The sequence below is a fragment of the Noviherbaspirillum suwonense genome (assembly GCF_900182955.1).
Classification (GTDB): Bacteria; Pseudomonadota; Gammaproteobacteria; order Burkholderiales; family Burkholderiaceae_D; genus Noviherbaspirillum_A; species Noviherbaspirillum_A suwonense.
In genome coordinates, this window is the sequence record NZ_FXUL01000024.1 from 1 (window position 1) to 11,766 (window position 11,766).

Sequence of the window (11,766 nt, forward strand, 5' to 3'; positions counted from 1 at the left end):
AAGTGTTCCTGTCCAAGTCCTACGAGGAGTGGGAGGCGATCCTGGTGCCTTGCGGCATTCCTGTCGGCGCCATCAACAACATGGAAGAACTGGTCAATCATCCGCAGGTCAAGGCGCGCGGCTCGCTGGTCGAAGTGGAGCATCCGAGAGCCGGCAAGATCCGCATGGTGGGCGTTCCAGTGCGTCTGTCTGCCACGCCGGGAACGATCCGCACCGCAGCCCCCCTGCTGGGCGAGCACAACCGGGAAGTGCTGCGCGACATGCTCGGCTTGTCCGACAGCGAGCAGGAAGCAGTGCGCGCGGCCGGAGCCTTTGGTGCCGCGGCCGACTCCGGTACATCTTCATCACATCAATAAGGTCATCGTCATGAAGCCATCAGTATTGCTTGAGCGCCACGGCGCTACGTTGGTAATTACCCTTAACAAACCTGAACGGCGCAATGCCTTCGACCTTGACATGCGCCGCGCAATCGCCGATGCGGTGGAGACCGCCCGCGATGCGGACGATGTGAAGGCGGTAGTGTTGACCGGTGTGGGGGATACCTTCTGCGCCGGCGGCGATCTCAAGTCGCTGACTGAAAAGACGCTTCCGGCACTGGACTGCAGGGACCGCGTACGGCGTTTACATCCGTGGTTCCGCGAACTGGTGAACCTTGAAAAACCCGTCATTGCCGCAGTGGAAGGCGCGGCGTTCGGCGCAGGATTTAATCTGGCGCTGGCATCGGATTTCGTGGTCGTCGCCGCTGATGCCCGTTTCTGCGCAGCGTTTGCCCGCATCGGCCTGATTCCGGACCTCGGCGGCCTTTACCTTCTTCCGCGCATCGTCGGATTGCAGCGCGCGAAGGAAATCGTGTTCACGGCACGCGAAGTCGACGCCAAGGAAGCCCTGGCGCTGGGCATCGCGTTCTCGGTGCACGCGAAGGGCAACACGCTGAATGAAGCGCTGAGCCTGGCCGCGCGTTTTGCGGATGCGCCGACCCAGGCGCTGGGGATGGCCAAGAACATACTCAACCGGTCCTTTAATCTCGACCAGGATACGTTGGCGGAACTCGAATCCTATGCCCAAGCGCTGGCCATGCATACCGACTACCACCAGGACGCCGTCGGCCGCTTCCTCGACAAGAAGCCGCTGGCCTTCAGGTGGAAATAGCAGAACGCCAGATGCGCCGCCGGGCAGGCCTGTGCGCAGTGTATCTGCTGTGTATTTCTGATTGCGAGTCTTCCGGCTACTGTATCTGATGCAGACACTCCGGGCTGCACGGCAACCGCGTGGCGGCGTCATCGATATACATCACCTGCGCTGGGGAATGCGGCATGCCGGCATGCTGTACCGGCCGATTGGCACAACGCTTGCTATTGAAGGCATTACAAGGCGTATAGCCACATGTGGAAAAAGGAGAACGACAATGAGCAATAAGCTTGTGATTACGGAAAGAGAAGGTCCTGTCATGATCATCCGGCTTTCGAGTCCGGAGAATCGCAATTCGCTGACAATAGAACTGCGTGAGCAGCTCGGCGCGGCAGTGGAGGAAGCAGGCCGCGACCGCTTGGTGCGTTCGGTGCTGCTGGCCGCCGATGGCCCGTCATTCTGCTCGGGCGGCGATTTTCAAATGCTCAAGGCCGGAACCGATCCGTGGACGACGCATCGCCGCTTCCGCGACCTGAGCCGGTGGCTCGCGCCGCTGATCAACCTCGACAAGCCGGTGGTGGTCGCGGTCAATGGCCATGCCGTCGGCGGCGGGATGGGGCTCGCGCTTACCGGCGACGTCGTGATCGCGGGTGAAAGCGCGAAGTTCATGTCGGGGTTTTTCCGGATCGGCGCCGTGCCCGACATCGGCATCATGTATCACCTCCCGCGCCTGATAGGCATGGCGCAGACCAAGAACTTCCTGTTCGGCGGCGGGACGTTCACCGCACAGCGCGCGGCCGAACTCGGTCTGGTCGCCAGGGTGGTGCCGGATGCCGAACTCCAAGCCGCCGGCTTGGCCGAGGCGAGGCGCCTGGCAGAGGGCCCGGCCCCGGTAATGGGCCTTGCCAAGAACCTGCTGGCCCGTAGTTTCGAGACCACCCTGACCGACATGCTGGCATTCGAAGGCCTGGGCCAGGCGCTTGCCATGTCGGGCCGCGAATTTGCAGAGGGCCTGGATGCTGCGATTGCACGACGGCCTGCGGATTTCATTGGCGCTACCAGGCCGGATTAATACTTTTTCAAGCGAGAGATAGAATGAGCCAACTACCCATACCGATTGTAAACCCGGACTCCCAGGCCTACTGGGACGGCGCGCGCGAAGAGCGCCTGATGATCCGGCAATGCAAGTCCTGCGGCGTGAAACATTTTCTGCCGCGCTACCTTTGCCCGGCCTGCTGGTCGACCGATCTGGAGTGGATCGCGGCCAGCGGACGCGGCACGGTGCACAGCTACACCGTGATCCGGCGTGCGCCATTGCCCGAATTCAATGACCTGGTGCCCTACGTGGTTGCCCTGGTCGACCTGGAAGAAGGGCCGCGGATGATGGCCAACATCCTTGGCGAGGGGGCGCTCGATACCCGGATCGGCGATGCGGTCGACGTCTGCTACCAGGCCCGCGGCGAAACCGCCAAGGTGCCTCAATTCACGCGCCGCGGCGCCCAAGGAAACAACTGACATGACGACACAGGCAGATACATTGCGAAACAAGGTGGCTATCGTGGGTGTCGGGGAATCCGACATCGGCAAGGTGCCGGGCATGAGCGGCCTGGGGCTCAATGCCCAGGCGGCGCGGCGCGCGCTGGATGATGCGGGCCTCAAGGTATCCGACATCGATGGCGTATTGACCGCCTACTCGTTCACCGAGCCCTACTTCATGCTGGGCACGGTACTGTGCGAATACCTGGGCCTCAAGCCGCGCTACAACGCATCGCTGGTGGTCGGCGGCGCCACGCCCGCGGTCATGCTCAAGCATGCGGCCGAAGCGATCGCATCCGGGCAGTGCCACACGGTGCTGGTGTGTGCCGGCGAGAACCGCGCCAGCGGACAAAGCCGCGACCAGGCGGTGGCGGCCCTGATGGCGGTCGGGCATCCGTATTTCGAACGCCCGTACGGGCCATCGATCCCGGGCTTTTACGCCATGATCGCACGCCGCCACATGGAAGAGTTCGGCACGACCGAGGAGCAGATGGCGATGGTCGCAGTCACGAGCCGGGACCACGCCCTGCTCCACCCGAACGCCCATATGAAAAAGCCCTTGACCCTGGACCAGGTGATGAGCTCCAAGCCGATCGCCGATCCACTAAAAATGCTGGACTGCTGCCTGCTCTCCGATGCCGGCGGCGCCTTCATCGTGACCTCGGCCGAGCGCGCCAGGGACCTGCGCAGCCGTCCGGCCTACCTGGCCGGTATAGGCGAATTCCACACGCATGAGCACATCATGTGCGCGCCCAGCCTGACGCATTTCGGCGCGCGCGAGTCGGGTGAGGCGGCGTACCGGATGGCCGGCGTCGGCCCGTCGGATATCGATGTGGCCCAACTGTACGACTGCTTTTCTATCGTGCCCATCATCGAGCTCGAAGAACTCGGGTTTTGCGGGCGCGGCGAAGGCGGCGCCTATTACCAGGAAGGCCATGCGCGCATCGGCGGGAAGATGCCGGTCAACACCCATGGCGGCATGCTCTCGCATGCGCATGCCGGCGCGGCGGGCGGCTTGTTCGGTATCGTCGAAGCGGTGCGGCAGCTGCGCGGCGGCCTGGGGTCGCGCCAGGTGGAAGGGGCGGAAGTGGCGCTGGTGCATAACGAAGGCGGCATCCTGTCGTCGCACTGCACCCTGATCCTGACCAAGGACACGATTTAAGCCGGTCGCCCCTGCGCGGCAATGGGTCCTAAGCAGGTACGCAAAAGTCTTTTGAAACAAACCACGCCCCTTGGCTAACTAATTTGACTAAAAAATTTTGTTAAATGAAATATTAACCCCGGATGTCAAGAGCCAGCGTGCTGAGGAAGACATCCTGCCCATCATATATTCAGCATGTTTTTCTAACGTGGTTTGGACTAACGAGTTATACCAAATCGCTATTAGGGACGAATGAACGCAAGGGAAACTTTTATGGACATCAACATACCTACACTATTACCTGGCGAAAAAGAAGCCTTACTAGAAGCGCTGCGCAGGGATTTGCGGTCTCAGAGGTGCTTAGCCATGCACGACACTGGCCGGGCAATTTGGCATCAACGTAACGTGCAATTGAACGTGCGTCTTCTCGAAGCGTTTAATCCTAAGCGTAGAGAGTTCACTAAACCAGTCTGCGAGGATTACCTGACAAGGTGCGCGGTATCTAAACGTAGGCAGATAGGACCCCCAACGTCTGAGAAGCTTCTATGCGTAGAGTCTAATTCAAAAGACTTTTGCTCACCTGCTTAGGGATCGCGGCGCCTCAGCGACGCAAGCAACATCATTCAGAGAACCGAGATAATGGAAGAAACGAACATGACCAAGCCATCTGCACGCGGAAAATATTTTGAAGACTTCGAGATCGGCGCCGAGTTCATCAGCCCGGCCCGGACCATTACGCAAACCGACATCATCAACTTTGCCTGCCTGTCCGGCGACTTCAATGAAGTCCACACCAACTTCGAGTATTGCAAGACCACCGACTTTGGCGAGCCTATTGCCCACGGTCCGCTGGTGTATGCGGTCGCGGCTGGCCTGCAATACGCGAGCGGCATCAACGACGGGACGCTGCTGGCGCTGCTCCAGAACGATGCCTGGCGCATGCTCTCGGCTGTGAAGCATGGCGACACGATCAGGATGTTTTCCAAGGTCCTGTCGAAGAAGGAAACGAGCAAGCCCGACCGCGGCGTCGTCACCTTCCAGCGCCGGGTCATCAAGCAGGACGGCACGGCCGCGCAGGAGATGACGACGACCTTCCTCTATCGACGCCGCCCGGCGGACGCAGCGAACACGAAATAACAACGCTGCACGCCCAGGCCCGGTGCGGCGACAGCGGACACGCCGCCAGAGCACGGGGTCCCGCCTTTATATACGCTGCCGCACGCCCGGGGCTGCGGCGGCGCGGCGCTTCTGGAGCGGGACAGATGGGCCTATAGTGGCGGGTGGATGAGGATTTGAACCAGGACAGAGTCGCAGGAGACAGGAAATGAATAGAACAGTTTTAAAGGCGCTGGGTGCCGGCGCGCTAACGTTTGTCGTTCGTATGTCCGCTGCCTGAGCCAGCCACTATCCGTCACGGCCCATACGCCTCGTTGTCCCTTTTGCGGCCGGCGGGGTTACGGACATCCTTGCGCGTTCCTACGCAAAGGCGCTGTCCGAGATTTTCAAGCAGGCGGCCGTGGTTGATAACAGGCCGGGAGCCGACGGCAACCTGGGCGTGAACATCGTGGCAAAGTCCCCGGCCGACGGCTACACGCTGGGTTTTGCAACGAATGGCCCGCTGGCGGTCAATGTAACGCTGTTCTCCAAGATGCCCTATGATCCGGCAACAGACCTCACGCCGATTTCTCACCTCGCCTTTGGACCGAACATACTCGCCGTGAATCCCAGCCTCGGGGTCAAGGATCTGGACGGGCTGATCCGCCTGTTCAAGGCCAACCCCGGTAAATACGTTATCTCCTCCGGCGGCAACGGAACCACCCAGCATCTTGCCGTGGAGATGTTGAAGAAGGCGGCGCATGTCGAGATCACGCACGTGCCCTACGAGGGCGGGGGCCCCGCGCTGATCGATATTGTAGGCAACCAGGTGCCCATCACGTTTTGCAGCGTGCCGGCCTGCATGCCGCATATTTGTGCCGCCAGCCTTATACCGCTCGCAGTGACATCCCCGCAGCGCAGTCCGGCGCTGCGGGACGTACCCACGATTGCAGAGAAGGGATTTCCCGGATAGGAGGTAACGGCATGGTATGGCGTTTTCGCGCCGCCGGGCATGGCGCCCGATCTGCTTCACAAGGTCAGCGAGGCGAACATGAAAGCCATGAACTCGCCGGAACTCAGGGAAAGGATCAAGGAAAACGGTGGAACCCTTGCCACAACCACGCCCCAGGAGTTTGGAAATTTTATCCGCTCGGAAATTGCCCGCTGGGCGCCGATCATCAAAGCCTCGGGAGCGCGGGTCGATTGACAGCGCTGGCGAACGAGCCTGCAGCGATGCCGCTTGCTTGCATGTCAGCCGGGGCGGATCGCTGCCGGCGGCCTGCCCGGTGGCAGCGATCAGTCCGGCAGCAGCACCTGCTTGCCAACCGACTTGCCCTGTTGCAGCACGGCCAGCGCATCGGCGAACTGCGCCAGCGGACGTTCCTGCGCAACATGGGGTTTGAGCGCGCCCATCGAGTAGAGGCGAAACAGTTCCTGCTGCACCTGCCCGACGCGTTCCGGCGTGCGCTCGCGGTAGTCGCTCCATTGCAGGCCACTCACCGCGATGTTCTTGACCAGCAGGTAGTTGGCCTTGATCTCGGAAATGCGGCCAGCCGCAAATCCGATGACCACTGCGCGGCCGCACCAGGCCAGAGCGCGCAGCGATGCGTCGAACACATCGCCTCCCAGCGGGTCGAGCACGATGTCGACGCCCTTGCCGCCGTTCATCCGGTACACTTGGTCGCGCAGGCTGTCGCGCAGGTTGGCTGCCTCGAGGTCGACGACATGGTCGGCGCCGTAACGCTGCGCCAGTTGCGCATGTGCCGGGTCGTTGACGCCGGCAAATACGGTGGCGCCCAAGCCCCTGGCCACCTGCACCGCGGCCAGTCCGATGCCGCCCGCCGCGGCATTGACGAGGACCGATTCGCCGGGCCTGAAGCCGCCTCGGTCGACCAGCGCGAAATAGGCAGTCTGGTACGCCAGGCCCATGGCCGCCGCATCGGTAAAGGACATGGCGTCCGGCAGCACGTGGAAGGACTGCTGCGCCGCGCACGCCCGGCTGGCATAGCCGCCGTATTCAAGCTGCGCCATCACGCGATCGCTCGGCCTGATCCGGCTGACCCTGGCGCCGACGGCGCGCACGACGCCCGCGACATCCTTGCCCGGACTGAAGGGCCGCGGCGGCAGGATCTGGTATTTGCCCTCTATGACCAACAGGTCGGGGAAGTTCACGCCGGCGGCCTTGACGTCGATGAGCACGTCGTCCTCCCCGCAGACCGGGTCGGGCACCTCTTCCACCTGCAGGCTGGCCGGCTCGCCGAATTCACGGATCAGTACGGCCTTCATGATTTTTCTCCGTTTGCAAGCATGTTATTGGCTGCCCCCAGCGCCGGCGCCGCCGCCGGCGCGGACTGGCGGAATGCCGCGCAGACAGGCACAGGCAGCGCCGGTATGCTGCGTCCGTCGCCATCCCTGAGTATTTCTCTGAACAGGCCGCGCTCGATGAAGTGCGGATGCCCGACGGCTTCTTCCAGGTCCGCGACCAGCACGGTGCAGACGTCGCGGTCCTTGAAGCGCGCCGTCCAGTAGCTGGCCGGCTGCTGCGCAATCACCGCGGCAACCTGGCGTATCGTCTCCGCATCGTCCTGCGACAGCGCGTCCTGGCGCAGGCCTATCAGTTCCAGGAAGGTGTTCCAGAACTTGTCTTCCAGCGGTGCGGCGGCAAGGTAGCGGTGGTCGCTGGTCCGGTAGATCTGGTAGCGCGGCGTGCCGCCGGTGACCAGTTCAGCGCCGGGCGACGGCCACTGCCCGGCGCTCCAGCCATTGCCCAGCCCCCAGTACATGAACGGAAACAGGTTGTCCGCCATCGAGATGTCGAGATGGCAGCCCTGGCCGGTTTGCGCGCGGTTCTGCAACGCAAGCAGTATGTTCATCACCGCCGGATAGGCGCCGCCGCCGATGTCGGCAATCAGCGCCGGCGGCAGCACCGGCGCGCCGTCCGCGCCCCGGCTCAGTCCCAGCATGCCGCTCTCGGCCAGGTAATTCAGGTCGTGCGCGGCCACCTGCGCCAGCGGGCCGGTCTGGCCATAGCCGGTGATGGAGCAGTAGATCAGGCGCGGATTCATGCGTGACAGGGTTGCATAGTCCAGCCCCAGCCGCTGCATGACGCCGGGGCGGAACTGCTCGACCAGCACGTCCGCCTCGCGCAGCAGCGCGTCCAGGCGCGCGCGCTGCGGCGCCGACTTCAGGTCGATCGCAATCGATTGCTTGCCGCGGTTGAGCAGTGAAAAATTCACGCTGTCGGCGCCGAACTTCGGCGTGTAGCCGCGCATGTCGTCGCCGCCGCCAGGCCGTTCTATCTTGAGGACTTCGGCGCCGGCCTCGGCCAGCAGCAGCGTCGCCATCGGCCCGGGCAGCAGGGTGCTCAAGTCCAGCACCCTGATTCCCTTCAAGGGCTGCATCAGGCGTCCTTTCCGGGCTTGCGCGCATGGGCGACCTGGGCGGCGCGCGCCGGCGCGTACGGTTCCTGGCCCAGGGCCTGGTACAGCGCGTTGCTGACCTCGTAATGGTGCGCCAGGCCGGTGCGGCGCAACAGCGCGATCGGACCTTCCGGATAGCCCAGGCCGAGGCGCAGCGTCATGTCCATGTCGTCGGCGGTGGCCAGCCCTTCGTCCAGCCTTCGCAGCGCGGCATTGTAGTAGGGGCGCACCAGGCGGTTGACGATGCGGCCCGGGGAGTCATTGCAGACCGCCACCACCAGGCCGGCGGCTTCGAACGCCGCCCTGGCTGCGGCCAGCGCCTGTTCGGAGGTTGAGGATTGCCTGACCAGTTCGACCAGCGCGCTGGGTTCGGCGTCGCCGAGCCGGAAGCGCGCAAAGCCGACCACATTGGTCGCTGCGCCGTCCTGCGCTTCTCCGGCATGCACGCCCAGGCATTCGTTGCCTAGCTCGATGGCGACAAAGGGCGCACCGGGCGCGGCCTCGAAGACGGCGCCGCTGCCTGCGCCCAGGTAGACCACGGCTGCCGCCTGCGCGTCGGCCTGGCTGAGAAAGGGATGATCGGCCGGAAAGGAAGGGCTGTCGCCGTTCTGGATGATGCGGTAGGAAGTGTTCATGTCAGGCTCCAAACATCTTTGCATTGGCATAGGCATGGAAGCCCTTGCCGGTTTTCTTGCCGAGGTGGCCGGCGGCAATCATGCGCCGAACCAGCGGCGGGCAGGCGGCGCGCGGCTCATTGGTCAGCCCGTGCATGGCTTCGCACAGCAGCCGCTGGGTATCCAGTCCGACCAGGTCCAGCAGCTCCAGCGGTCCCATCGGGTAGCCCAGGGCGGTCTTGATCGCCTTGTCGATTTCGGCCGCTTCCGCGACCCCCTGTTCGACCAGGCGGATGGCGTCGTTATTGAATGGAATCAGGAAGTAGTTGAGGATGAAGCCGGGCGTGTCCTGCGTCTTCACCGGCTTTTGCCCGAGCGCGGCGCAGAATTCCCAGGCCTGCCTGAAGCTGTCCTGGCTGGTGTTCATGCCGGGCGACATTTCCACCAGCTTCATCAGTTGCGCCGGCAGGCAGAAGTGCATGCCGACAAAGCGGTCGTCGCGTCCGCTGCCGCCCGCAATCTCGGTGATGGAAATGGTCGAGGTGTTCGATGCGAACAGGGTGTGCGGCGGACATACCTCATTGAGCTTGGCAAATAGTTCATGCTTGACCGCCAGGTCCTCGAACACGGCTTCGATGACGATATCGCATTCGGCCATGTCCGCCAGGTTCGTCGTGCCTGACCAGTTCGCCATGATCTGTTCCAGCTGTTCCTGCTCGAGCTTCTTGCGCTGCACCGATTTTTCCAGGAAGGCCCGGGTCTGTTCCCTGGCCTTATCCAGCGCCGCCTGGCGGGTGTCGTACACCAGGGTGCGAAAGCCTGCGCGCGCCGCCACGATGGCAATGCCCGCGCCCATGGTGCCGCTGCCGGCAACGCCTACGGTCTTGATGTTGGTCATGTTGAATTCCTATTTTGAAAGAAAGCTGCGGCCTATCAGTTGCCGGTGGACCTGGTTGGTGCCTTCCCAGATCTGCGTGATCTTGGCGTCCCGCATCAGGCGCTCGACCCGGTAATCCTTGCAGTAGCCATAGCCGCCGAACAGTTGTACCGCGTCGGTGCTGATGCGCATGGCCGCGTCGCTGGCCCGCATTTTCAGGATCGACGCTTCAGTGCCGAAGTCGGATTCTCCCCCTTCCACCATGCCTGCCACCTGCCACAGGTAGGACTCGCACAGCGCCAGTTCGGCCGCCAGGTCGGCGAGCATGAATTGCACGCCCTGGAACTCCAGGATCTTTTTGCCCGATTGCTTGCGCTCGTTGATATAGGCCACCGCGTCCTCGAAGGCAGCGCGGGCGATACCCAGCGCATGCGCGGCCACGCTGGGACGCGAGCGGTTAAGCGAGCCGAACAGGATGTTGAGGCCATCGCCCGGCTGCTTGAGCAGGTTCGCGCGCGGCACGCGGCAGTTGTCGAAGGCCAGCGTCGCGGTGCTGGACGCCCGGGTGCCCATCTTGTCCTCGGTGCCGAGCACCTTCAGCCCAGGCGTGCCTTTCTCCAGCACCAGGGTGGAGATCGCCGCCTTCGGATTGTCGATCTCGCTCCATTTGCCAAACAGCAGGTACTGGTCGGCGACATCGCCGTTGGTGATGAAGGTCTTGCCGCCATTGATGACGATATGGTCACCGTCCGGGCGAAACGAGGTTTTCATTCCGGTCGCATCCGAGCCGGCCGAAGGTTCGGTGATGGCGAGCGCGGCCAGCCCCCCTTCGGCTATTTTCGGCAGCAGGCGCGCCTTCTGCTCTTCGTTGCCGTACTCGATGACTGGCTTGATCGCGTGATAATTGGTCGCCCAGATAATGCCGGTGGACGCGCAGGCCTTGGATATCTCCCTGACGCAGGCCAGGTAACAGGTAAAGGACAATGGCGCGCCGCCGTATTGCTCAGGGATGAACATTGCGTTGAGGCCGAGCCGGTTAATCGCGTTTATGTTCTCCCGAGGGAATTCACCTGTTTCGTCCGCTTGCTTCGCATGCGGGGCGATTTGTTCACGCGCCAGTATTTGCACACTGTCGAGCAGCATGCGTTCTTCCTGTGTCAGGGGCAGGCGGCTGTCCAATCGTTCCAGAAGCTTCATGGTCGTCCTTTCATCAGTGCGCAATGCCTTGCGCACCATCGATATAAATGGTTTCTCCGGAGAGGAAGTGGCAAGGCATCGCAAACAGCTGTGTCACTAGCGTGCCGACCTCTTCGGCCGTGCCTGGCTCGCCGCGCGGGATGCGCTTTTCGAGGAAGGCGCGCAAAGGACCACTGGCCATGGAGTCGCGGTTAAGGTCGGTGGCAATGTAGCCCGGCGCCACATCGATTACGCGTATGCCGGCCGACGCCCATTCCACCGCCAGGCAGCGAGTGATCGCGCCGACCGCTGCCTTGGACGCGCAATAGGCCAAGTTACGCTTGACGCCCATCTTGTCAAAAAACGAGCCGATGTTGACGATCAGGCCGCCCTGCTCGCGCAGCAGTGGAAATACGCTCTGGCTGCCGATGAGCACCGAGGTTGCGTTGGTGCGCATGACCTGTTCGTACTGATCGAGCGGAAAGGTGTCCGACTTGCCTTCGAGGTGTATGCCGGCGTTGTTGACCAGCCCGGCGACGGGCACGCCGCAGCGTGCGTCAATGTCTTGCATGGCTGCGCGCACGGCTTCGGCGTCGGTGACGTCGCAGGCGGCGGCAAGCCATCGCTGCCGCACTTCTTCGCTGGCGTCCGGCCGATGCGGCAGGTCGCCCGAGCGGGACAGGCAGCCGACCATGAAGCCGGCCTGGGCCAGGCTTTCGGCAATAGCCGCGCCGATGCCGCGGCTAGCGCCGGTGACGATAATGCAGGACTGTTTCATCG

12 protein-coding genes and 1 pseudogene are annotated in these 11,766 nt (G+C 62.9%); 7 read left to right on the forward strand and 6 right to left on the reverse strand.

The genetic code is table 11. From position 1 onward, the window contains the following. The 7 genes and pseudogenes from QOL82_RS23315 to QOL82_RS23345 form a co-directional block, all read left to right on the forward strand. The coding region (locus QOL82_RS23315) for a CoA transferase (RefSeq protein ID WP_283444719.1) at positions 1-356 on the forward strand (356 nt) is incomplete at its 5' end. Between the two features lie 10 nt (positions 357-366). Next, entirely contained in the window at positions 367-1,149 is a 783-nt protein-coding gene (locus QOL82_RS23320) for an enoyl-CoA hydratase/isomerase family protein (RefSeq protein ID WP_283444720.1), read from the forward strand. A 256-nt stretch (positions 1,150-1,405) separates the two neighbouring features. Beyond that, on the forward strand, positions 1,406-2,200 hold the full coding sequence (locus QOL82_RS23325) for an enoyl-CoA hydratase/isomerase family protein (RefSeq protein ID WP_283444721.1): 795 nt from the start codon (positions 1,406-1,408) through the stop codon (positions 2,198-2,200). Between the two features lie 23 nt (positions 2,201-2,223). Further along, complete coding sequence (locus QOL82_RS23330; RefSeq protein ID WP_283444722.1) at positions 2,224-2,643, forward strand: Zn-ribbon domain-containing OB-fold protein; 420 nt, start codon at positions 2,224-2,226, stop codon at positions 2,641-2,643. Position 2,644: 1 nt separating this feature from the next. Then, positions 2,645-3,826 carry a thiolase C-terminal domain-containing protein gene (locus QOL82_RS23335; RefSeq protein WP_283444723.1) on the forward strand — a complete coding sequence of 394 codons (1,182 nt, stop codon included), beginning with the start codon at positions 2,645-2,647 and terminating at the stop codon, positions 3,824-3,826. Positions 3,827-4,459: 633 nt separating this feature from the next. Beyond that, positions 4,460-4,942: a MaoC/PaaZ C-terminal domain-containing protein gene (locus QOL82_RS23340; RefSeq protein WP_283444724.1), complete on the forward strand. Its 483-nt coding sequence runs from the start codon at positions 4,460-4,462 to the stop codon at positions 4,940-4,942. 325 nt (positions 4,943-5,267) lie between these two features. Continuing rightward, positions 5,268-6,107 (forward strand): annotated as a pseudogene (locus QOL82_RS23345) (Bug family tripartite tricarboxylate transporter substrate binding protein). A gap of 89 nt (positions 6,108-6,196) precedes the next feature. Here the strand turns inward: QOL82_RS23345 and QOL82_RS23350 are convergent. Genes QOL82_RS23350 through QOL82_RS23375 form a run of 6 tightly spaced genes read right to left on the reverse strand, consistent with a single transcriptional unit; the run spans position 6,197 to position 11,764 of the window. After that, positions 6,197-7,186 (reverse strand): NADPH:quinone oxidoreductase family protein, encoded by a 990-nt coding sequence (locus QOL82_RS23350; RefSeq protein ID WP_283444725.1) that lies wholly within the window; start codon positions 7,184-7,186, stop codon positions 6,197-6,199. Further along, a complete protein-coding gene (locus QOL82_RS23355) occupies positions 7,183-8,301 on the reverse strand; it encodes a CaiB/BaiF CoA transferase family protein (protein WP_283444726.1) in 1,119 nt (372 codons plus the stop codon). The genes QOL82_RS23350 and QOL82_RS23355 overlap by 4 nt, the downstream gene beginning before the upstream one ends. Continuing rightward, a complete protein-coding gene (locus tag QOL82_RS23360; RefSeq protein ID WP_283444727.1) occupies positions 8,301-8,954 on the reverse strand; it encodes a 3-hydroxyacyl-CoA dehydrogenase family protein in 654 nt (217 codons plus the stop codon). Before QOL82_RS23360 ends, QOL82_RS23355 begins: the two co-directional genes overlap by 1 nt. A 1-nt stretch (position 8,955) precedes the next feature. After that, a complete protein-coding gene (locus tag QOL82_RS23365) occupies positions 8,956-9,831 on the reverse strand; it encodes a 3-hydroxyacyl-CoA dehydrogenase family protein (protein WP_283444728.1) in 876 nt (291 codons plus the stop codon). A 9-nt stretch (positions 9,832-9,840) separates the two neighbouring features. Further along, the gene (locus tag QOL82_RS23370) at positions 9,841-11,007 is read right to left on the reverse strand and encodes an acyl-CoA dehydrogenase family protein (RefSeq protein WP_283444729.1); all 1,167 of its coding nucleotides are present in this window, start codon (positions 11,005-11,007) and stop codon (positions 9,841-9,843) included. 13 nt (positions 11,008-11,020) lie between these two features. Further along, positions 11,021-11,764 carry an SDR family NAD(P)-dependent oxidoreductase gene (locus QOL82_RS23375; protein WP_283444730.1) on the reverse strand — a complete coding sequence of 248 codons (744 nt, stop codon included), beginning with the start codon at positions 11,762-11,764 and terminating at the stop codon, positions 11,021-11,023. Positions 11,765-11,766 lie beyond the last annotated feature (2 nt).